Origin of the sequence: Massilia sp. DWR3-1-1 (genome assembly GCF_049898325.1) — a bacterium.
Taxonomy (GTDB): domain Bacteria; phylum Pseudomonadota; class Gammaproteobacteria; order Burkholderiales; family Burkholderiaceae_D; genus JAFCUW01.
Genome location: NZ_JAFCXL010000005.1, coordinates 201,419 through 222,563, shown reverse-complemented (window position 1 = coordinate 222,563; position 21,145 = coordinate 201,419). Strand labels below are relative to the sequence as shown.

The window sequence follows — 21,145 nt, the reverse complement described above, 5'->3', positions numbered from 1 at the left end:
GTCGGCCGCCTCGCCGTTTGCGCACGCCGTCCCGCCACCGTTTGCACTCTCGCAACTTGTGCGCCCGTCGCCAAATCCCGGTATAGTCAACCTTTGCTGCAATCAGCCTGGAGGTTTTCAATGACCCAACGCCGCGATTTTTTCAAGCGTTCCGCTGTACTTGCCACCGCCCTGGGCGTGCCCATGCTGGGCCGTACTGCCAGCGCTGCCGCCGCGCCCCTGGCCGCCCGGCGCGACCGCACCTTGTCCATGTACAACACCCACACGGGGGAATCGATCAAGGCCACGTACTGGGCCGAAGGCCGCTTCGTGCCGGAGTCGCTCAGCGACATCAACAAGCTGCTGCGCGACCACCGTAACAACAAGGTCGCCCCCATCGACCCGGCCCTGCTGTTGCTGCTCGACCAGGTCAGCACCCAGGTCAAGCCGGGCGGCGTCGTGCACATCATCTCCGGTTACCGCTCGCCGGAAACGAACCAGTTGCTGGCCGACACCACCAACGGCGTCGCCCGCCACAGCATGCATCTCGACGGGCGCGCCATCGACGTGCGCATGCCCGGCACGGCCCTGACGAACCTGCGCGGGGCCGCCCTGCGCGCCGCTGGCGGCGGGGTGGGCTACTATGCCGACTCGCAATTTGTCCACCTCGATACGGGGCGCGTGCGCCACTGGTAAGCGTGCGCAAGGCAGCGCCGGTTCAGGGGTGCGTCGATCGGAAACCGATCGGTGTACCATGCAGCGATGTCAAATAGATCTTGTTTAGCAGCTTGCCTGCTTGCGCTGGCCGGCACGGCAGTTGCCCAAACCGCGCCACCGCCACCGCCCGGCGCTCCCATGCAGAGCGTCACCGTCGCCAGCACCCGCGATCCCGTCGACAAGTCGTACCGCCGCATGGTCAAGGGCATGGACCGCTTCGAGCGCGAACATGCGCTCGCGCCCCAGGCCACGCTGCGCTTTCGCCTGCTGCCGCGCGTGTCGACGGCAAAAATGACGGGCATCACCTTGCGCATTGCCGGCGACAGCGCCACGCTGCCAGTACCGGTTGACGAGGACAACAGCTTTGTCCTGCCCCGCAACGACCTCGCCCTGCGCGAAGACGCCGCCGTGCTGGCCAACCGCAAGACCAACAGCATGACCTGGCGCGCCTCGGTGCGCACGCCCGGCTTGCCCGACAATGTGCGCCGACTGGGCGACCTGCGCCTCGAATGCAAGGTCGGCATGGACGCGGGGCTCATTTCCAACAGCGCACCCATCTTCGGCTGGCTGTCGAACATGCTCACCGACACCGACAAGGTGTGCGCGAGCCCGGACGGCAATTATCTGTTCTTCGCCGAGCGGCCCATCTACGGCGTGACCTTGCACTACGGCGAACAACGGGCCGCCTTGCCGTTCAAATTGCTGTACGCGGCCGGCGACCAGACGGCCGAGACCTTGCCCTACTGCGACTGCCAGGTACTGCTCGAGCGCAGTTATTACGCCCCCATCTGGGACCCCCGCTGGCCGGACGATACCCTGGTCGAGTTCGACTTTATCGACGGCGGCGCATCATGAGCGCCTCCCGCGCCCTGCTGGCCGTCGTCGTCGCGCTGGCCCTGGCCGGCTGCGCCACCAGCGCCGCTGTTCCGCCTGGCACGGTAGTGACCGACAGCAAGACCGCGCAGGTGCAGCCCGGCATCACCACGCGGGCCGAACTGCTCGCCAGGCTCGGCCCCACCACGTCGATCCGTTTCGACAGCGGGACCGAAGTGTGGCGTTATCTGCTGCCCGCCGGCCCGGGCGCCACGGCCAGCCATGGTGAATACGTGGTGGTGCTCGACGCGCGCGGCATCGTTACCAAAACGCGCAGCGCGCCGCTGGTCTACCAGGTGCCCGTGCAAAAATAATCGGCGGACCGTGCGCAAACTGGCGCCCGTCCGGTCTACACTGGACCCTGTGAAGACCATGCGCCTGCGGGTCTCCGTCGAGGTTGTTCAGCCCTGCGTATGCTCGATCACACCGTGCAGTTTTACGAAAATGAGCGTTTTCTGGTCAAGGCCATGGTCGACTATGTCGGCACGGCGCTGGCCAATGGCGCCACTGCCGTGGCCCTGGCGACGGCTCCCCACCTGCGCGCCATGGAAGCGGCCTTGCGCCACCAGGGCCTGCTCGACGACAAGACCGCCGCCACCGTCGGTTGCTACCGGCCGCTCGACGCCCACGATGTCCTGTCGCAGTTCATGGTCGATGGCCTGCCCGATCCGCAGCGCTTCGAGCGCAGCCTGGGCGTCATCCTGCGCGACGCCCAGGCCCAGGCGCCAGGCCCGCTGGCGGTGCTGGCCGAAGTGGGCGCCCTGCTGCGCGCCGACCGCAGCAATCCCGGCACGGACAGCGCACCGCCGCTGCGCGACGGCGCCATCCTGGTCGAGGAAATGGTGGTGGCGCTGATGGAAGACATACCGTTCGACATGCTGTGCCTGTATCCGCTGGCGGCCTTTCCCGGCGCCGAAGACCAGGCCAGCTTCCACCAGACCTGCTGCCTGCACAGCGAAGTGCGGCCAGCGGAAAGTTTCGATGCGCTGGCCCGGCGCGACACCCTGCAACGCAGCGTGGCCGGGCTGCAGCAGCAAGCCCATGCGCTGCGCCGCGAGGTGCGCAACCGACAGCAGGTCGAGCAGGCGCTGCGCGAAGTGAACATCGACAAACTGACGGGCCTGGCCAACCGCAATGTGTTCCAGGACCGGCTCGACATCGACATCAAGAAGGCCCTGCGCAGCGGTCTGCCGCTGGCCCTGCTGTTCATCGACCTCGACCACTTCAAGGAAATCAACGACACCCGCGGTCACGAAGCGGGCGACCAGTTGCTCAAGGCGGTGGGCCGGCGCCTGCAAAGCCATGTGCGCGGCAGCGACACCGTGGCCCGGCTCGGCGGCGACGAATTTACCATCACCCTGGCCGAACTGCACGACCTCGGCTACGTCACGGACCTGGCACAAAAACTGTGCGACGACCTGGCGCGCCCCTTCATGATCGACGAAGAAATGGCGTATATCTCGGCCAGCATCGGCATCACCATTTTTCCGCGCGACGCCAGCACGGCCGGCGAACTGCTGCGCAATGCGGACCAGGCCATGTACCGCTCGAAAGAACGGGGCCGCAACCGCTTCGCCTACTTCAAGAGCAGCATGCAAGATGCCGCGCAAAACCGCATGACCATCAGCAACGAGCTGCGCCGCGCCGTCGATGAAGAACAGCTCGAGGTGTACTACCAGCCCATCGTCGACCTCGAAAGCGGGCGCATCCGCAAGGCCGAAGCCCTGCTGCGCTGGCAGCACCCGGAACGGGGCGAAATCAGCCCGCTCGAATTCATCCCCATTGCCGAGCATACGGGCTTGATCACCACCATCGGCGACTGGGTCTTCCAGCGCGCGCTGGCGCAGGCGCGCAACTGGCGCCAGTACGATCCGGAACTGACCATCAATGTCAATGTGTCGCCCCTGCAGTTTTATGACGGCGACGGCGGGCACTGCCGGCGCTGGCTGAGCGAGTCGGCAACGGTGCCGGAAATGGGGCTGGAAATCACGGAAGGCTTGTTGCTCTCCTCGGACATCGATGTGCTCAAGCAGTTGTTGGCGTTCCAACAGGCGGGCATCGCCATTTCACTCGACGACTTCGGCACCGGTTATTCGTCGCTGTCCTACCTGCGCCGCTTCGCCCTCGACTTCCTGAAAATCGACAAGTCCTTCGTCTACAACCTCGAGTTCGACGCCGCCAATGTCGCCCTGTGCGAAGCGATCATCGTGATGGCCCATAAGCTGGGCTTGCAGGTGGTGGCCGAAGGGGTGGAAACGCCGCAGCAGGCGGCGCTGCTCAAGGAAGCGGGCTGCGACTTCGCCCAGGGCTTCCTGTTCGGCCACGCCATGGCGGCGCCGCAATTCGAGTCGATGCTGCTGGCGAACTAAACCGCCGCCCTCAGCGCTTGGGGGCTGCCGCGAATTTCGCCTTGAACCAGTCGTCGACCATGCGCTTTTCGTAGCGCAGCGAATCGCCGTCGACATACCCGTTGATGCGATCGAGGTACGCCATGTCGTTGAGATGATCCTGTCCCGACGCCAGCACCGCGCCGTTGGCGGACAGGCTGTAGCGCAGCGTCATGTGCGGCCAGTCGGCGCCGCCGTTCAACACCCGCAGGTCCTGGCCGGCACGAAAATTCGGCACCATGCGGCCCGCCATGTCCAGGTCGAGCACCTCGATCTTCAGGTCCTGCCCGGGCGGCAGGCGTTTTTCCAGGCCGACGAAGAATTCCCCGAGCTCCTTGAGCACCCGCTCGCGGTCGCTGGGCGAGAACGGCAGATCGCGGAAGTTTTCAGCTTGCACAAAAGTGACCGTGACGGCCGCCATCGCAGCGCCCGGTACAGCGGCCGCGCCCAGCGCCAGCACGGCGAGCAAGGCAGCGGTGGCCTTGCTGGTTGACTTACTCGTGGTTTGCCTGCATTTCATGGAATTCCCCTCTGGGCGCGGGCGACACGCTTGCGCGCTCCGCTGGACGTAATCAATGAGCATGAATATACGCCCAATCGGCGCCGTTCGTGCGCGCGGGCAGCGCAATAGCCCATTTGGCCGATTGACCATGATGGCATTCCATGTTGCATACATGTCGCCTGATTTATTGTAATTATTGTTAATGGGCATTTCTCATACTACAATCAATTAACTTCCATCAGGCAATAATTTGTCCACGATTCACGTATTTCTACCGGAATTGTCCATGTCATTTCTATCGTCCGCCGCGCCCAAACCCGCTCCGTGGAAAGTACTGCTGGTTGATGATGAACCGGATATTCACGATGTGACCAAGCTGACGCTGTCGCGCTTTCGCCTCGATGAGCGTGCGCTCACTTTTTTGCACGCCTACAGCGGCGCGCAGGCCAAGGAAATCCTCGCGCGCGAAAGCGACATCGCGCTGGTGTTTCTCGACGTCGTGATGGAGCGCGAAGACAGCGGCCTGGAAGTGGCGCGCTGGATGCGCAAGGACCTCGACAACCAGTTCACCCGCATCGTCCTGCGCACCGGCCAGCCCGGCCAGGCGCCGGAAGAGCGCGTGATTGTCGACTACGACATCAACGACTACAAGGAAAAGACCGAGCTCGACCGCACCAAGTTGTTCACCACCACCTTCGCCGCCCTGCGCGCCTACCGCGACATCATGAAGGTGGAAGAGGCGCGCCGCGCCCAGACCACCTACCGCGAAGGGCTCGAACGGGTGATCGCGGCGTCAGCCCATATTTTCCAGCAGCGCAATCTGAAAGACTTTGCCAGCGGCCTGCTGCAACAAGTCGTCGCCCTGCTGCGCCTCGAGCAAAGCATGTTGCTGCGCCTGTCCGGCGCCAGCGTCATCACGGGCGAGGCCCAGTACGAGGTGCTGGCCCAGATCGGCGATCTCGACACCGACGTCATCTCGGCGGAACTGATCGCCCAGCTCGACGAAGTGCGCCACAACCGTATTTCTCGCCTGCACGGCAACACCTATGTCGGCTATTTTCCCAACGCCAGCGGCAAGGCTTCTCTGCTGGTGCTCAAAGGCGTGGAAGAAATTTCCGAGATCGATGCCCAGTTGCTCGAGGTCTTCTGTTCCGGCGTGGCGATCGCCTTCGACAATATCCTGCTCAACCAGGAAATCACGGACACCCAGGCCGAGCTGATCCTGCGGCTGGGCGACGTCGTCGAATCGCGCTCCCACGAGGCGGGCAACCACGTGCGCCGCATGGCACAGATCTGCCACTTGCTGGCCCAGGCGTCCGGTTTGCCCGACGATGAAACGGCGGTGCTGATGCACGCGGCGCCCATGCACGATATCGGCAAGATCGCCACCCCCGACGCGGTGCTGCTCAAACCGGGCAAGCTCACGCCGGAAGAGTGGGAAATCATGAAGCAGCACCCCACCGTGGGCCTGTCGATCCTCGATGGGTCGACCCGGCCGATTTTAAAGGCGGCCGCGGTGATTGCGCACCAGCACCATGAGAAATACGATGGCAGCGGCTACCCGCAAGGTTTGAAGGGGGACAACATCCACCGCTACGCCCGCATCGTCGCCGTCGCCGATGTGTTCGATGCCCTGTCGCACAGCCGTTGCTACAAGGATGCCTGGCCGATCGCCCGGGTCACCGAGCATTTGCGCGAAGTGGCGGGCCACCACCTCGATCCCCAGTATGTGGAACTGCTGATCGCCAACATCGACAAGGCCGTCGAGATCAACGAGCGCTGGCCCGACTAATCTGAGCTCAACCGACCGCACGCCGCTCGGGCCGTCGGCTGCGGGGAAAGCGCAGCGCGTATTTGAGTCCCCGTCCCGGGGCGCTCTCGACCTTGACGGTGCCGCCCAGCGGCCCCGTCACCAGGTTGAACAGGATGTGCGCGCCCAGCCCGCTGCCGCCGCTGCCGCGCCGGGTGGTGAAGAAAGGGTCAAACAGTTTATGGAGCGTCTCGGCATCCATGCCGGCGCCGTCGTCGGCATACGTCAGCACCACCGTGTCGCCGTCGAGCGCGGCGCTGATGACGATGGCGCCCGCCTGCTCGTACTCGAAGCCATGCACCAGTGAATTGACCAGCATATTCGTCAGGATCTGCGACACCGCGCCAGGAAAACTTTCCATCGTGATGTCCGGCTCGCACTGCACCGCCACCTTGACGGGCCGCCCCTTGAGCTTGGGCTGCAGCGACAACAGCACTTCGTGTATATAGTTATTCAGGTTAAAACTGCGGATATCGTCCGACGACTGGTCCACCGCCACCTGTTTAAAACTGCGCACCAGGGCCGCCGCGCGCTGGGTGTTGGTGGTCAAGATGCGCAGCGACTGATCGACGATGTCGAGAAACATCTCGAGGCTCTCGGCCGTCATGGTGTTGGCCGCCAGTTCCTCGCGCGTGAGCTTGAGTTCCTGCACCAGGTGGCTGGTGGCGGTGACGCAGATGCCCAGCGGCGTGTTGATTTCATGGGCGACGCCGGCCACCAGCCGTCCCAGCGAGGCCAGCTTTTCCTGGCGCACCAGCTCGGCCTGGGCTTGCTGCAGGGCGACATTGCGTTGTTCCAGCAAGGCCGTGCGCTCCAGCACGGCTTTTTCCAGCCGGTCCATGCTCTGCATCCCCTGCAGCGCATTCGACACGTGGCCCGCCAGCAAATTGAACAGGCCCTGGTCCTCCAGGCTGTAGTGGTGCGCCGGCGAATAACTCTGGATGACGATGGCGCCGATCACCTGGTGCTGGGTGTCGAACAGGGGGCAGCCCATCCAGTGTTCGGCCGTGCTGCCCTGCCCCCAGCCGACCCGCTCGGGGTGCGCCGCCAGGTCTTCCTCGGCCGTCATGACCAGCGGGCGGCGGTTGAGGATCACCCAGGCGGTGGGCGACTCGTCGGGCGAGGCCAGCGTCTCGACCTGCTCGGGATCGGGGGTGGCGTCGATCTCGTCGACGAAATACACGAAGCGCACGTCGCGCTCGCTGGCGTTGTCGCACAGGGCGACATAAAAATTGGCGGCATACATGATGCGGCCCAGCGAGCGGTGCACCGCGCGGATGAATTCGGTAATGTCGCCGCCGGCGGTCGACATCTGCCCCAGTTCGAGCAGCATGGCCTGGACGGTTTCCAGGCGGACGAGACGGTCGTTCATCGGATCCTCTAATTAATGCATTAGAGAAATACTAGCAGTTCCCGTTGCCCGCTGTGCCTGGCATCCGTCAAAGTGTCGTTTTTTGTGGTGCGCTTTGATGCTTTTACACGCCGCGCGGTGCCGGGTAGTCCGCCTCCACCCATTCGGTGGCCTTGGCCGGCGACAATTTGTAATCGGGCCGCACCCGCACCTGCGCCAGCCGCTCGCCGGCCATGTCGATGGCGCTGAGCAAGGCATACGGGTGGTCGTCGTCGGGAACGATATCGAGGGTGATTTTCAGCTCTTCGCCGTTGGAGAACAGGATCAGGCTCTTGTGCAACTGGGCGTGCAATTGCTGCTCGTGGCGGCGCAACACTTCCGACGCGGTTTTCACCAGGGTATTAAAGGCCGACATGTCGAGCGGCTTGGGGTTTTTCTTGTCGCGCCCCATGGTCCACGGTCCCACCAGGGCCGGCTCCGGCTCACCGTCCTTGATCATGGCCACGGCCCAGCCTTCGTCCTCGTCGTTCTTGATGACCTTGGCGGTCCAGCCCATGCCTTTCCACAGGCGCGGCTCCTGCACCGGGGCGTCGTCATCGGCTTGTTCGTTCATCGGGTCATCGATCATGTGCGCTACTTTCGTCAATCAGGGCGGGGCCAACGGCGTGCATCGGCCAATGCACGATTTTACCTAAACCCCGCGCACTGCGTGGGCATAGCGCAGCGTGTCGACGGCGCTTTCGGCTACAGGCGCTGGCGCGGCCCCTGTGGCGGCGCCAGCGGTGGTCCGGGCGGCACGTGCAGGGGATCGATGGCGGGCGCCGGCGTGTGATAGCTGAAGGGGTTGATGATGATGGGTGGAATTGCCGGCGGCGCCGAGGGCGGCGTCTTGGGGCCGCTCCTGGCGAACTGGTAGCACGCCATCGTCGGCGCGTCGAGTGTGGTCGGGTCTGCAAGCATGGTGCCTCCTCTGGAAGCTCCTCAGTATAGGCAAGGACGCGGCATTTACAAGCAATGAGACCGGGAGCGCCCCATACCGACGTCCGTCGGCGAATTTGCCGCGCTGGTGCCGCCAATGTTGCAGCCTGTCGCAATCGGCTGTGCAGTCGGGGGCGGCCTCAATACAGTGGCAACATACCAACCCGCCACCGAGAGGCACCCCATGAAACGCATCGCCCCTGTCGTCATCCTGTTCCTGTTCGCCATGCTCGCCTGGAAAATGGTGTCGCACACCCACGGCTTCGACGTCGATGTCGACGGCGAGGACCTCGACGGCCCGCTGGGCGCCGTGCTGGGCTTGCTGTTGGCCGGTGGCGGCCTGCTCATCGGCGGCGTCGTCGCCCTGTGCGTCGGCCTCGTGCTGGCGGTGGTGTTTGCCGGCGTCGGCGTGGTGCTGATGGGGGTGCTGGCGCTGGTCGCCCTGGTGGTGGCGGCGGCCCTGGTGCCGCTGCTGCTGCCGGTGCTGATCCCGCTGGCGATCGTCTGCTGGCTGCTCAGCCGCCGCGCCAAGGCCAAACCCGTCGCCGCCTGAACCGCTACAAACCCTCGATCAGCCGCATCGCAAACACGATCGGCAAACCGGCGGCAATCACCCGCCGCGCCGCCGCGCCATGGTCGTAGGCAATGCGGTAGTAGACCAGTGTGCGGCTGACGTCGTCGTACAGCGCGTAACAGGCACGGCAATCGCCATCGCGCGGCTGGCCCACCGCGCCGGGAATGACCAGGTGCTGGTGCTGCCGCCTGAGCGGCAGCGACACGCCCGGGCGCGGCGCGTGACTGCCCATCGTGCCGTCGGCGGCGCGGCGGTACAGGGCCGGGACGTGGACGTGGCCGCAAAACACCAGTTTGCGGTCGGTGGCGCGCAGGCTGCGCTCGGCGTCATCAATGTTGTTGATGTAGTCCCAACGGGCGGGCGCGGCTGCACTGGCGTGGACGAACAATATGTCGGCCCGCTCTTGCGTCAGGGGCAGCGCGGCCAGGAAAGCACCTTGTTCCTCGCTCAGTTCACTACGCGTCCATTCGATCGCTTCGCGCGCCTCGGCATGCATGGGCGCGCGGGCGGCGACGGTGGCGAAATAATCGTGGTTGCCCTGCACGGCGATGGCGCCGCGCGCCACGTAGGCCATGACGGTGTCGACCACCCAGCCGGGATCGGCGCCGTAGCCGACCAGGTCGCCCGTGAAGGCATAGTGATCGGCGCCGTGGCGCGCGGCGTGGTCAAGGCAAGCCTGGAATGCTTCGCGATTGGCGTGCAGGTCGGTCAACAGGGCGAGGCGCATGGTGGCGGAGAGCGGGGGCCGTCGCCGGCCCGCCAGTGATGCAGGATGGGTCGCATCCTAGCATGTGCGGCCGGCCGCCGCCGGCGCGATTTTACTGCTCCCTGCTGGCCGCGTACTGGGCGTGGCCGCGCGCGCGCAAGGCGCAGGCGGGACAGCTGCCGCAGCCATAGCCCCAGTCGTGCAACTGGCCCCGCTCGCCCAGGTAGCAGGTGTGGGTGTGCTCGCGGATCAGTTCGACCAGCGCCACCCCGCCGCACTGCTCGGCCAGGTCCCAGGTCTGTTTTTTATCGAGCCACATCAACGGTGTTTCCAGCTTGCTGCGGGTGGCCATGCCCAGGTTCAAGGCCACCTGCAAGGCTTTCATGGTGTCGTCGCGGCAATCGGGGTAGCCGGAAAAATCCGTCTCGCACATGCCGCCCACCAGCACCGTCAGGCCGCGCCGGTACGCCAGGGTGGCCGCCACCGTCATGAACAGCAAATTCCGGCCGGGCACGAAGGTGTTCGGCAAACCGTTTTCCTGCATGGCGATTTCGACGTTGCTGGTCAGCGCCGTGTCGGAGATCTGGCCGATGATCGACAGGTCGACCATGTGGTCTTCGCCCAGCCGGGCATCCCACTCGCGGTCGAGGGCGCGCATGCCGGCCAGCACGGTGGGGCGCACCGTCAGTTCGATGGCGTGGCGCTGGCCGTAATCGAAGCCGATCGTTTCAACGCGGTGGTAGCGCTCGAGCGCCCAGGCCAGGCAGGTGGTGGAATCCTGGCCGCCGCTGAACAGGACGAGGGCCGAGTCGGTATGCATCATGGATTTATGTTTCCTCAGAGCTTAAGCGTTCGCCATCATTTCCCCCGTTCCGGTAAGATGCCTCAGCATTTTCCCGAATGGAGCACCATGGCTTTCGCACGACCTCGAATTTTGGCACAGATCGGTTTGGCCGTGTGCGCACTACCCATCGCCCCGGCCGTGCTGGCCCAGGACACGGCGAGCGCGCCCGTCGCCGTGAGCACCCCGGCGTCCCAGCCACTGACCTACACGGTGCGCATCGACGCTCCCGGCGCACTCGAAGAGCTGTTGCAGGACAATCTCGACCTGGTGCGCTGGCGCGGCAACGCCCGCCTGGACCGCGACCAGCTGCAGCGGCTGATCAAGAACACCCCGGACCAGGTGCGCACGCTGGTGGCCACCGAAGGCTATTACTCGCCCACCGTGACGGCCGGACTGGACGCCGCGCGCGGCATCCCTGAAGCGCGCGTGACGGTGGTGCCGGGCCAGCCGGTGCTGGTGAGCGACATCGACCTGCTGCTGCAAGGCTTCGAGCCGGTGGCCGACCAGGTTGCCAGGTTCGACGCCGACGCCCTGCGCGCGCGCTGGGCCCTGCCGCCCGGCCAGCGCTTTCGCACGGCCGACTGGGAAGGCGCCAAGCGCGGCCTGCTGCGCCAGGTGATGCAGGTGCGCTATCCGCGCGCCCAGCTGGTCGAGTCGCAGGCCATCGTCGATCCCGAAAAACTGACCGCGCAGCTCAAGGTGGTGCTCGACAGCGGCCCCGCCGTGCAGCTGGGCGAGCTGCGCATCGAGGGCTTGAAGCGCTACCCCGCCGTCATCATCACCAATTTGAATCCCATCAAGCCTGGCGAGGACTACAGCGAAGCGACCTTGCAGGCCTTCCAGGCCAAGCTGCAGGACACCGGCTACTTCAGCGGCGTCGAAGTGTCGGCCGACATGAGCGCCCTGCTCGACGAAAACATTGAAGCGCTGACCGACGAGCAGCAGGCGCCGGCCGCGCCGCGCGTGCGCCCCAGCGGCCTGGTGACGACCCCGGTGCTGGTGCGGGTGACGGAAAACAAGCAGAAGAACGTCACCGCCGGCCTGGGCCTGTCGACCAACACGGGCAAGCGCGCCCAGCTCAGCTATGAAGACCTGGCCGTATTCGGCCTGCGCTTCAAGAGCGCGCTCATTTTCGAAAGCCTGCGCCAGAGCGCGCGCGGCGATTTTTACTGGCCCACCACGGCCAGCGGTTACAGCGACAGTGTGGGCGCCGGCTTCGAGCGCACCGATTTGCAGGGCGAGCGCACCAGCGTGTCGACGGTGGCGGCCAAGCGCGCCTGGGGCACGCCCCTGCTCGAGCACAGCGTCACGCTCGAATACCTGAACGAATTGCGCAACGTCGACGGCCAGCCCACCACCACCAGCAAGAGCATTCCGCTCACGTACAGCATCACCCGCCGCAAGCTCGACAACCTGCTCTCGCCCACCGTCGGCTATGCCTTCAATGCCCAGCTGGGCGGCGCGGTGCTGCCGATCCTCACCGACGAGCGCTTCCTGCGGGCCACCGCCCGCATCGTCAACTACCGCCCGGTGGGCGCTTCAGGCACCCTGATCCTGCGCGGCGAAGCAGGTGCGGTCGCCTCGCGCGAAAAGGCCGGGGTGCCCAGCACCTTCCTGTTCCGCGCCGGCGGCGACCAGTCGGTGCGCGGTTACGCCTACCAGGAACTGGGCATCCGCCAGGGCAGCGCCATCGTGCCGGGGCATTACCTGGCCAGCGCCAGCGCCGAATACCAGTACTGGTTCAAGCCGCCGTACGGCATCGCGTTCTTCTACGATGCCGGTAACGCCGCCGACAGCGTGCGCGAGCTCCATCCAAAGTCCGGCTACGGTGTGGGCGCCCGCTGGCGCTCGCCGGTCGGTCCGATCAACGTCGACGTCGCCTATGGCCACGCCGTCAAAAAAGTGCGCTTGCACTTTTCGCTGGGATTTACCTTCTGATGGCGCTGCGCGAACCTCCTCCCCACCCACCGGCCGGCAAGGCCCTGCCCCCTGCACGGGGACGCGTCTGGCCGCGCCGCCTGGCCATTGCCGCCGCCATCACGGCGGCCATCGCCGCCGGCGCCTACTGGTACGGCGGGCGCGAATCGACCCTGCAATCGGTCGCCCAGCGCATCGCTACCTCGAGCGGCGGCGCGATCGCCATCACCGGCGTGTCCGGCTCGCTGTACGGCGCCATGCACATCGACCACCTGGTGTTCAACAGCCCCACCCAGCGGATCGAGGCCGACAACATCGACATCGCCTGGTCGCCGCTGCAATACCTGTCGAAGGGCGTGGCCATCAACCGCCTGTACGTCAAGCAGCTGACCACGCGCGCGCTCAAGGAGAGCGAAGCGGCCACCATGCCCACCTCGCTGGCGGCGCCGTTCAACTTGTCGATTGCCGATGCGCGCCTGGCCAAAGTGACGATGATCGGCATCGGCCAGAGCGCCGGCAGCGACATCAGCGACGTGCGTTTCAAACTCGACGGCGGCAAGCAGGCCTGGACCTTGCGCGAGGCCAGCGCCGTCACCATCGCCGGGCTGGTCAAGGCCGATGGCACCATTGCCGCCGCGCGCCCGTTCAAGCTCGACGCCAAGGCCAGCCTGACGCAATTGAAGGTGGCCGCCGGCCAGGCGCCCGCGCAACTGAACCTGCGCGCCACGGGCGACCTTGGCGCCACCGAACTGGCCGCCAGCGGGCAGTCCGGCGCCGCCGTCGGCAAGGGCAGTTTTTCGCTGTCGCCGTTCGACGCCATCCCCCTGCGCGCCATGCACATCGAGGGCCGCGACATCGATCCCGGCTTTTTCAATCCGGCCCTGCCGACGGCCAAACTGGCCGTCACCATCGACGCCAGCGTCGATGCCAGGCGCGTGGTGGCGGGCAAGGTGGTGCTCGATAACACGGGACCGGCCGGCACCATCGACCAGCAGAAATTACCGCTGCGCGCCATGCGCGGCACCCTGTCGGGCAGCCTGGCGCAGCTCGACATCAGCGACGTGCTGGTCGACTTCGGCGCCGCCGGCAGCTTCACCGGCAGCGGCGTCGTCGCGCGCGGCAAGGACGACACGGGCCTGGGCAGCGCCGCCTTCGCGCTGCACACGGACCGGCTCGACCTGAAGGGCCTGCACGGCACGATGAACACGACCCGGATCGCCGGCGACATCAAGGTGAGCAATGCGGGCGACACGCAAACCCTGGTCGCCACCCTGGCCGACCGCGGCTTGCGGCTCGACGCCCGCGCCGCCCTGCGCGACAATCTGCTCACCATCGAGCAGGCCCGGCTGGTGGCCGGGCGCGGCGTGGTCGAACTCAAGGGCAGCGCCAGCCTGCTCGACGCGCGCGAATTCAAACTCGACGCCAGCGCCAGCCGCTTCGATCCGGCGGCGTTCGGCGCCTACCCTGCCGCCGACCTGAACGCCGACCTGCACGCGGCCGGCCAGCTCAGTCCCGCCTGGCGCGTGGCCACCAGTTTCACGGTGCGCCCGAGCCGCCTGTTCGACCAGCCGCTGTCGGGCAAGGGCAGCGCGGTGGCCGACGCGACCCGCATCAAGGACATCGTCGCCAGCCTGGCGCTGGGCCAGAACACGGTCGAGCTGAAAGGCGCGTTCGGCGGCGCCGCCGACCAGTTAAGCTGGAATGTCGACGGCAAGCAGCTGTCGGCCGCCAGGAGCGATCTGTACGGCGCGGTCAAGGCCAGTGGCGTCGTCACGGGCAGCATGGCCGCGCCGCGCACCACGTTTGTCGTCGATGCCAATGGCCTGGGCTGGGTGGCGGCCACGCGCAAGCTGGAAAACGGCAGCCTGCACGCCAGCGGCGAAGCGGCGCTGGCGCCGGCCGTCGAAGGCAGCGCGCGCGCGGTCGATCTGAAGGCCAGCGGCACGGCCCGCAAGTTCAACCCGGCCGCTTTCGGCTCGCCCCTGACGGGCAGCATCAACGGCGAGTTCGCCGTGAACGGCCGCGCCGGCGCCGCACTGCGCGGCGCACTCGATCTGAAGATCACCGACTCGACGCTGTCGAACGCGCCCCTGTGGGGCACGGCCAGCATCGCGGCCGACCAGCGCCACGTCGGCAAGGCCGACGTCGACCTGCACCTGGGCCCGAACGTGCTCGCGGCCAAGGGCAGTTTCGGCGCCCCGGGCGACGTGCTCGACTGGCGCCTCGATGCCGGCGCGCTGGGCGTGATGGGGCCCGGTTATGGCGGCGCCCTGCGCGGTTCGGGCAAGCTCTCGGGCACTTTGCAAGCGCCTTCCCTGAGCCTGGCGCTGGCCGGCCAGGACCTGCGCCTGATGGGAAAATATGCACTTAAAAGTGTCAAGGCCAGCGCCAGTGTCGGCAACGGCAAAGGTGCGGCGGACGCCGTCGCCAGCGACATCGAGATCGTCGAGTTTGCCAGCGGCGACACCCACGTCGCCAGCGCGCGCCTGCAAACGGGCGGCACGCGCGGCGCGCACACCTTGACTCTGGCCGTGCGCGCCGACAGCGTCGAGGCCACCCTGGCCGCGCACGGCGGCTGGAACAACAACGCCTGGTCCGGCGTCATCGACCAGTTGCAAAACAAGGGCCGCTACGCCATGACGCTGGCGGCGCCGGCGCCCCTGAAGCTGGCCGCTCCCGCCGGCAGCGGCTTCGGTGGTCTGGCCCGGCCGGACCTGGTGGCCTTGTCGAATGCCGTCATCAAGCTGCCGCAGGGCAGCGTGACGATCGCTTCGCTCAACAAGACGGGCGGACGCTGGGTCAGCCGCGGCGCCGCCACCGGCGTGCCCCTGAACTACCTGGCGCAGTTCTCGCAAGGCATGCGCGACAACGTCGCCGGCGACCTGACGCTGGGCGCCGACTGGTCGCTCGACCTGCTCGCCCCGGCCGTCGCCGGCGCCGCCCCCGTCCTCAACGGCGCCCTGCACGTGTTCCGCGAAAAGGGCGACCTGGTCGCCGGCAGCGAAGTGCCGGTGGTGCTGGGCCTGCGCAAGCTCGACGCGCGCGCCGACGTCGCCAATGGCGCGCTGCGCATGCAGCTCGACATCGACGGTACAAAACTGGGCAAGGCGCGTGTCGACGCCACCGCCGGCATGCTCAATGGCCGCCTCGGCAACGACAGCCCCTTGCGCCTGCAAGCGAGCGCCGACATGGGCTCGATCGCCTGGATGGCGCCGTTGACGGGCCAGCCGGCGCTGGAAATGGACGGCACCTTGAAACTGAACCTGGCCGGCGCCGGCACGGTGGGCGCGCCCACCCTGACGGGCAGCGTCAGCGGCGACGCGCTGGCCGTGCGCTGGGCCGACCAGGGCGTCAAGCTGAGAAACGGCCAGCTGCGTGCGCAACTGGCGGGCGACCAGTTGCTGCTGCAGCGCCTGAGCTTCGACGGTCAGCAGGGCCGCGCCGTGGCCGATGGCGCCGTGCGCTTTGCCGGTGGCGAAGCGACCATGAACCTGAAACTGGTGGCCGACAAGCTCGAGGTGCTGTCGCGGCCCGACCGCACCGTCGTCATCAGCGGCCAGAGCACGCTGGTGCGCGACGCCAAACACTTCGATTTGACGGGCAAATTCAAGGCCGACCGCGCCCTGATCGAGCTGGCCCCGCAAGGCCGGCCGACGCTGTCGGACGACGTCATCGTGCTGGGCCGCGACAAGAAGGGCCTGGTGGCGAAAGAAGCGGCGCCGTCGATGCCGCTGTCGGTCGACATCGAAGCGGACCTGGGCGACGCCTTCCGCCTGCGCGGCATGGGCGCCGATGCGCAGCTGGGCGGCGCGGTGCGGGTGCGGGTGGCGGGCGGACGCACGCCCCGCATCAACGGCACCATCCGCGTCGTCGAGGGCAAATATGCCGCCTACGGCCAGCAACTGGCGATCGAACGGGGCGTGATCACGTTTAATGGCCCGTACGACAATCCGGGCCTGAACATCCTCGCCGTGCGCAAGCGCCCCGAGGGCGAGCAGCTCACCGACACCAACGTCGAAGCGGGCGTGGAAGTGCGCGGCAGCGCGCTGGCGCCGGCGGCCAAGCTGGTGTCGACGCCGACCGTGCCGGACAGCGAAAAGCTGGCCTGGCTGGTGCTCGGTCACGGCCTCGAGGGCACCTCGGGCAACGAGACGGGCGTGCTGTCGGCCGCCGCCGGCGCCCTGCTGGGCGGCAGCGGCAAGAGCGGCGGCTTTCAGTCGCGGCTGGCCAATTCGCTCGGTGTCGATGAACTGGGCGTGTCGCAGGCGAAGGGGCTGGAAAGCACCGTCCTCACGGTGGGCAAGAAGATCTCGTCGCGCACGTACCTCAGTTTCGAGCAGGGGGCGTCGACGGCATCGAGCCTCGTCAAATTGCGCTACAAGCTCAATCCGCGCGTGTCATTCCAGGTGCAGGCGGGGACCAATACGGCGTTTGACGTGCTTTATTCTTGGGCGTTTGACTAAAAACCGATCCCGGCAGGTCGGAGAAAGTCGAGGGCGATGGATGACGCTTGCCGGGCGCCGTTGACGGATCGCGCGCGGCGCTCACAGGCGCTTGCCCTGGGCGAGCATGGCGCCGATGGCGGGCGCCGGCAGGGGCTTGCTGAAATAATAGCCCTGGATCTCGTCGCAGTCATTGTCGCGCAGGAAGGCCAGCTGGGCCGCGGTTTCCACCCCTTCGGCGATCACCTTCAGGCGCAGCTTGTGCGCCAGGGTGATGATGGAGATGACGATCAGGGCGTCGTCCGGGTCGTTGGCGATATCGCGGACGAACGATTGGTCGATCTTGATCACGTCGATGGGAAAGCGCTTCAGGTAGGCCAGGCTGGAGTAGCCGGTGCCGAAGTCGTCCAGCGAAATTTGCACGCCGAGCCCCTTGAGCTGATGCAGCGTGCTGATGGTGCGCTCGACGTTTTGCATGACGATGCCCTCGGTCAGTTCGATTTCCAGGCAGCGGGGATCGAGCCCGCTCTCGGCGAGCGCCTCGGCGACCGTTTGCGCAATGTCGTGCTGGCTGAACTGGATGCTCGACAGGTTCACGGCGACGCGCAGCTTGCCCATGCCGGCGCGCTCCCACGCGGCGCCCTGCCGGCAGGCGCTGCGCAGCACCCACGCGCCGATCGGAACGATCAGGCCGGTTTGCTCGGCCAGTCCGATGAAATCGCCCGGCATGACCATGCCCAGTTCGGGATGCTGCCAGCGCAGCAGCGCCTCGGCGCCGACAATGGCGCCGCTGGCCAGATCGACCTGGGGCTGGTAGTGCAGCAGTAACTCCTGGCGCGCCAGCGCATGGCGCAGCGCCCCTTCGATGCGTAGCTGCGCCGCGCTACGGGTGTTGAGCTCGGCTGAAAAAAACTGGTAATTGTTACCCCCCATTTCCTTGGCGCGGTACATGGCGCGGTCGGCGTGCATCAACAGGGTTTCGCTGCCCTTGCCGTCGTGGGGGAAGACGGAAATGCCGATGCTGCAGCTGACAAAGAATTCCTTTTCTTCGATCTGGAACGGCGCGGCCATGCGGGCGAGCACCTGTTCGATCACTGCCACCGTCATGGGATTGACCTCGTATTGGGGCAGCACCACGACAAATTCGTCGCCGCCCAGGCGGCCGACGGTGTCGGCGGCGCGCACCACGGCATCGATGCGCTCGCCCACCATCTTGAGCAGGGCATCGCCATAGCGGTGGCCGGCACTGTCGTTGACGAACTTGAAGCGGTCGAGGTCGATAAAGGCGACCCACACTTCGCGCTGCAGTCGCGAGGCGTAGCAAATGGCTTGCTGCACGCGGTCCTGCAGCAGGTTGCGGTTGGCCAGGCCCGTGAGGGGGTCGAAGTTGGCGCGAATTTCCAGCTGCTCCTGGTAGCGCCGGGTTTCGGTGACGTCGTAATTGACGTGCACAAAATGGCGCACCTGGCCGTCGTCGTCACGCACCGGCGCCACATTGATGTCATTCCAGTACATGCTGCCGTCCTTGCAGTAGCTGCGCACGGTGGTGTGGGCCTGCCGGCGCGCCGCCATCGCCTGCCGCAACTGCGCCAGCCCCGGTTGGTGGACGTCGGCACCGTCGAGCAGGCCGAAGGGCTGGCCGATGATTTCCTGCGCGGCATAGCCGGTGATGCGGGTAAATGCCGGGTTGACATACTCGACGCAGTAAGCGGGGGCGTGCGCGCTGGTGATAAAAATGGCGTTGGCGCTCGCTTCGATGGCGCTATTGCGCAGTTGCAGTTCACTACTGGTGAGCTGCAACTGCGCCGTGCGCATTTTTACGGTAGCCTCGATCAGGCGTGCGCGCGCCGCCGCCACCCTCAGATAGGCCGCGCTGAGCAGCGTCAGCGCAAATCCGGCGCCGAGCACGATCAGGGCGCTGCCATGGTCCGCCAGCAGGCCATGCCGCTCGCGCGAGACGACGATCAGCCACGGCGTGCCGGCAAAATCGAAGGTTTTCGCCGTGCTGACGGTGGCGGCGGGGCTCAGCAGGCCCGCCAGTGCCGGCGCCCGGGGCGGCGCGGCGCCGTAGCGCATCACCAGGGCCGCTTCGTCGGGCGCGGCGGCGGCGTAAATATTGATGTGTGTGTCGGGCGTGTTGAGCAGGCCGGCATGGTCGAACACCTGCCGCGCAAACGTGTTGGCGTGAAAACCGGCCATGCTCTCGCCGATCAGCGCCTGCCGCCGCGCCGCCGCCGTATCGAGCGCTTCCCCGCGCCGGTACAGGGGCATCAGGACGGCAAACACCTTGCCCTCGACCCCGCGCTGGCGCGAACTGAGCACCGACTGCCGGGGCGCGCTCGCGCGCGGCTGGCCGCTGTCGATGGCGCTCTCGGTGGCCTGGCGCAGCTGGGGGTTGGACCAGGCATCGTAGCCGAGGACGCTTTCGTTGCCCGGCAGGGGCTCGTAATACTGCACCACCAGCCACGGCCCGGGCGTGCTGGTGGGCTGCAGCTTGCCGTCGCGAACCTCGCTGATGGTAAAGCCCGGATGCGCATCGCGCATCGCCGCCTCGAAGCGCGCGCGTTCTGCCGGCATCACGTAGCGATGAAAGACGAAGCTGCGAATGAACGATTGCTGGACCAGCAGCGGCCCGGCCACTTCGTGAAACTGCGCCTCGCTGATGGGCACGCGACTGGTGGCAAACAAGCGGTTGACGTTTTGCAGTTGCTCGACTGCGCGACGGACACTGTGCTCGAACAGGCGGATGCGCAGCTCGGCGCGCCGGGCAAACTGGCTATTGGATTTTTCCGTTTCCAGTCGGTATGTCTGGACGCTCAGCAAAGCCGTCACGAGGCTGCCCAGCACCAGAGCAGTGAGCACGCTGGCCGGCACCGTCCGGCGGGCACGGGCGGCAGAACCGGGGGGGGCGTCATGGACGGCAGCGGCAGCACGGGGTTCGGTTTGCATGGGTATCCGAAGGGGTATCAGTACATTCAGCCAGGTCCGGCATTGCCCCGCCTACACATGATCGGGCGCCTGCCTGCGCCGCTGCATTATGGCTGAAGGCGGCCCATGCAGCGCGGTTTGCGACAGGTATTGTTACACGGATGTGACCATTTATGACGCCCGCGCCACCATTGCCCCCCCCAACTGGTCGCTGCAGTCAGACTCCGCTGAGACAGACTCTCGGCGCACTCTCAGAGCCTGTCCCGGCAGGAGGGGGAAGTCGGTCGCGACGTGCGCGTGGGCGATGCAGGTTCAGGGCAAGGCCCGCAACCACGCGTCGACCACGGCGGTGGCGGGAAAGGTGGCGCTGCCCATCGATTTGTTCAAATCCATGTGGCCGCGCAATCCGGCGCCGCCGACCGCTTCGACTTGCGCCGGCGTGCCTGCCTGCGCCAGCGCGCTCGCCAGCGCCGATGATTGCTGCTTGCCGTCGGCGCGGTCGACGTGAACAATCAGGAACGCGGGCGCGTTCGGCGCCGCCGCCTGCCAGGTGGGCGACAAGGCGCGCTGGCGCGCGGGGTCGCTGCCGAAGGCGTCGAGGTAGGTACGGCGCATCAGCGGGCCGGCCTGGGCGATCTGGCCGCTCACCTCGTAGGCGGCGCCGTCGAGCGCAATGACGCCGCGCAGATCGGCCATCGTGAGCGCCGCCGCGGCCAGGTAGCGCGGGTCGGTGCCGACCAGCGCGACCAGGTGCGCGCCCGCGCTGTGCCCCATCAGCACGATGCGGCTCGCGTCGATGCCCAGGCGGGCGCTGTTGGCGCGCAGCCAGGCGATCGCCGCCACCACGTCGGCCGCCTGCTGTTCGACGGTGGCGCCCGGCACCAGCCGGTAATTGATCGACGCAAACGCGTAACCGGCGCCGGTGAAGTGCTCGACCAGTTGCGCCCCGGTGGCCGATTGTTTGTCGCCATGGCGCCAGCCGCCGCCGTGGACGAACAGCAGCAAGGGCGCTGGCGCACCGTCACGCGCACGCCACGCGTCGAGCTTTTGCAGGGGGTCGGCGCCGTAGGCATATTCGACCGGCGCGCTGGCCGCGCTGGCGGTGGCGGCGACCATCGCTGCCAGCATCGATGCGGC

At 66.7% G+C, this 21,145-nt stretch carries 16 protein-coding genes; 8 read left to right on the top strand and 8 right to left on the bottom strand.

The window, feature by feature from the left end; all coding sequences use genetic code 11:
- The first annotated feature begins 120 nt into the window (after positions 1–120).
- The 4 genes from ACP7EY_RS07555 to ACP7EY_RS07540 all read left to right on the top strand — a co-directional run bounded on the left by ACP7EY_RS07555 (position 121) and on the right by ACP7EY_RS07540 (position 3,938).
- Entirely contained in the window at positions 121–675 is a 555-nt protein-coding gene (locus tag ACP7EY_RS07555) for a DUF882 domain-containing protein (RefSeq protein WP_426192039.1), read from the top strand.
- A gap of 159 nt (positions 676–834) precedes the next feature.
- Complete coding sequence (locus ACP7EY_RS07550) at positions 835–1,551, top strand: hypothetical protein (protein WP_426192037.1); 717 nt, start codon at positions 835–837, stop codon at positions 1,549–1,551.
- Entirely contained in the window at positions 1,548–1,883 is a 336-nt protein-coding gene (locus ACP7EY_RS07545; RefSeq protein ID WP_426192035.1) for a hypothetical protein, read from the top strand. The genes ACP7EY_RS07550 and ACP7EY_RS07545 overlap by 4 nt, the downstream gene beginning before the upstream one ends.
- Positions 1,884–1,982: 99 nt before the next feature.
- Entirely contained in the window at positions 1,983–3,938 is a 1,956-nt protein-coding gene (locus tag ACP7EY_RS07540) for a putative bifunctional diguanylate cyclase/phosphodiesterase (RefSeq protein ID WP_426192033.1), read from the top strand.
- 10 nt (positions 3,939–3,948) lie between these two features.
- Here the strand turns inward: ACP7EY_RS07540 and ACP7EY_RS07535 are convergent, their stop codons facing one another.
- Positions 3,949–4,416: a DUF3016 domain-containing protein gene (locus tag ACP7EY_RS07535; protein ID WP_426192110.1), complete on the bottom strand. Its 468-nt coding sequence runs from the start codon at positions 4,414–4,416 to the stop codon at positions 3,949–3,951.
- 328 nt (positions 4,417–4,744) lie between these two features.
- Here ACP7EY_RS07535 and ACP7EY_RS07530 point away from each other — a divergent pair, with 328 nt between their 5' ends.
- Positions 4,745–6,250: a DUF3369 domain-containing protein gene (locus ACP7EY_RS07530; protein WP_426192031.1), complete on the top strand. Its 1,506-nt coding sequence runs from the start codon at positions 4,745–4,747 to the stop codon at positions 6,248–6,250.
- A gap of 7 nt (positions 6,251–6,257) precedes the next feature.
- Here the strand turns inward: ACP7EY_RS07530 and ACP7EY_RS07525 are convergent, their stop codons facing one another.
- The 3 genes from ACP7EY_RS07525 to ACP7EY_RS07515 all read right to left on the bottom strand — a co-directional run bounded on the left by ACP7EY_RS07525 (position 6,258) and on the right by ACP7EY_RS07515 (position 8,579).
- Positions 6,258–7,640 (bottom strand): ATP-binding protein, encoded by a 1,383-nt coding sequence (locus ACP7EY_RS07525; protein WP_426192029.1) that lies wholly within the window; start codon positions 7,638–7,640, stop codon positions 6,258–6,260.
- Positions 7,641–7,743: 103 nt separating this feature from the next.
- Positions 7,744–8,247 carry a hypothetical protein gene (locus ACP7EY_RS07520; RefSeq protein WP_426192027.1) on the bottom strand — a complete coding sequence of 168 codons (504 nt, stop codon included), beginning with the start codon at positions 8,245–8,247 and terminating at the stop codon, positions 7,744–7,746.
- A gap of 116 nt (positions 8,248–8,363) precedes the next feature.
- Positions 8,364–8,579, bottom strand: coding sequence for a hypothetical protein (locus ACP7EY_RS07515; protein WP_426192025.1), 216 nt, complete (start codon positions 8,577–8,579; stop codon positions 8,364–8,366).
- Positions 8,580–8,781: 202 nt separating this feature from the next.
- Here ACP7EY_RS07515 and ACP7EY_RS07510 point away from each other — a divergent pair, with 202 nt between their 5' ends.
- Complete coding sequence (locus tag ACP7EY_RS07510; protein WP_426192023.1) at positions 8,782–9,150, top strand: hypothetical protein; 369 nt, start codon at positions 8,782–8,784, stop codon at positions 9,148–9,150.
- Positions 9,151–9,154: 4 nt separating this feature from the next.
- Here the strand turns inward: ACP7EY_RS07510 and ACP7EY_RS07505 are convergent, their stop codons facing one another.
- A complete protein-coding gene (locus ACP7EY_RS07505; RefSeq protein ID WP_426192021.1) occupies positions 9,155–9,898 on the bottom strand; it encodes a metallophosphoesterase family protein in 744 nt (247 codons plus the stop codon).
- A 91-nt stretch (positions 9,899–9,989) separates the two neighbouring features.
- Complete coding sequence (queC, locus tag ACP7EY_RS07500) at positions 9,990–10,700, bottom strand: 7-cyano-7-deazaguanine synthase QueC (RefSeq protein WP_426192019.1); 711 nt, start codon at positions 10,698–10,700, stop codon at positions 9,990–9,992.
- 87 nt (positions 10,701–10,787) lie between these two features.
- Between queC and ACP7EY_RS07495 the strand changes: the two genes are divergently transcribed.
- On the top strand, positions 10,788–12,659 hold the full coding sequence (locus tag ACP7EY_RS07495) for an autotransporter assembly complex protein TamA (protein ID WP_426192017.1): 1,872 nt from the start codon (positions 10,788–10,790) through the stop codon (positions 12,657–12,659).
- Positions 12,659–17,101, top strand: a complete 4,443-nt coding sequence (locus tag ACP7EY_RS07490; RefSeq protein WP_426192015.1) for a translocation/assembly module TamB domain-containing protein — start codon at positions 12,659–12,661, stop codon at positions 17,099–17,101. The genes ACP7EY_RS07495 and ACP7EY_RS07490 overlap by 1 nt, the downstream gene beginning before the upstream one ends.
- A gap of 81 nt (positions 17,102–17,182) precedes the next feature.
- Here the strand turns inward: ACP7EY_RS07490 and ACP7EY_RS07485 are convergent, their stop codons facing one another.
- Together ACP7EY_RS07485 and ACP7EY_RS07480 are read right to left on the bottom strand one after the other, a co-directional pair.
- A complete protein-coding gene (locus ACP7EY_RS07485; protein WP_426192013.1) occupies positions 17,183–20,029 on the bottom strand; it encodes a bifunctional diguanylate cyclase/phosphodiesterase in 2,847 nt (948 codons plus the stop codon).
- Between the two features lie 291 nt (positions 20,030–20,320).
- Positions 20,321–21,124, bottom strand: a complete 804-nt coding sequence (locus ACP7EY_RS07480; protein ID WP_426192108.1) for an alpha/beta fold hydrolase — start codon at positions 21,122–21,124, stop codon at positions 20,321–20,323.
- Between the last annotated feature and the right edge of the window lie 21 nt (positions 21,125–21,145).

Coding starts and splice junctions, on each gene's coding strand:
- ACP7EY_RS07485 (WP_426192013.1), bottom strand. CDS start 20,029: ATGCAAACCGAACCCCGTGCTGCCGCTGCCGTCCATGACGCCCCCCCC.
- queC (WP_426192019.1), bottom strand. CDS start 10,700: ATGATGCATACCGACTCGGCCCTCGTCCTGTTCAGCGGCGGCCAGGAT.
- ACP7EY_RS07495 (WP_426192017.1), top strand. CDS start 10,788: ATGGCTTTCGCACGACCTCGAATTTTGGCACAGATCGGTTTGGCCGTG.
- ACP7EY_RS07545 (WP_426192035.1), top strand. CDS start 1,548: ATGAGCGCCTCCCGCGCCCTGCTGGCCGTCGTCGTCGCGCTGGCCCTG.
- ACP7EY_RS07550 (WP_426192037.1), top strand. CDS start 835: ATGCAGAGCGTCACCGTCGCCAGCACCCGCGATCCCGTCGACAAGTCG.
- ACP7EY_RS07480 (WP_426192108.1), bottom strand. CDS start 21,124: ATGGTCGCCGCCACCGCCAGCGCGGCCAGCGCGCCGGTCGAATATGCC.
- ACP7EY_RS07510 (WP_426192023.1), top strand. CDS start 8,782: ATGAAACGCATCGCCCCTGTCGTCATCCTGTTCCTGTTCGCCATGCTC.
- ACP7EY_RS07515 (WP_426192025.1), bottom strand. CDS start 8,579: ATGCTTGCAGACCCGACCACACTCGACGCGCCGACGATGGCGTGCTAC.
- ACP7EY_RS07490 (WP_426192015.1), top strand. CDS start 12,659: ATGGCGCTGCGCGAACCTCCTCCCCACCCACCGGCCGGCAAGGCCCTG.
- ACP7EY_RS07505 (WP_426192021.1), bottom strand. CDS start 9,898: ATGCGCCTCGCCCTGTTGACCGACCTGCACGCCAATCGCGAAGCATTC.
- ACP7EY_RS07525 (WP_426192029.1), bottom strand. CDS start 7,640: ATGAACGACCGTCTCGTCCGCCTGGAAACCGTCCAGGCCATGCTGCTC.
- ACP7EY_RS07530 (WP_426192031.1), top strand. CDS start 4,745: ATGTCATTTCTATCGTCCGCCGCGCCCAAACCCGCTCCGTGGAAAGTA.
- ACP7EY_RS07555 (WP_426192039.1), top strand. CDS start 121: ATGACCCAACGCCGCGATTTTTTCAAGCGTTCCGCTGTACTTGCCACC.
- ACP7EY_RS07520 (WP_426192027.1), bottom strand. CDS start 8,247: ATGATCGATGACCCGATGAACGAACAAGCCGATGACGACGCCCCGGTG.
- ACP7EY_RS07540 (WP_426192033.1), top strand. CDS start 1,983: ATGCTCGATCACACCGTGCAGTTTTACGAAAATGAGCGTTTTCTGGTC.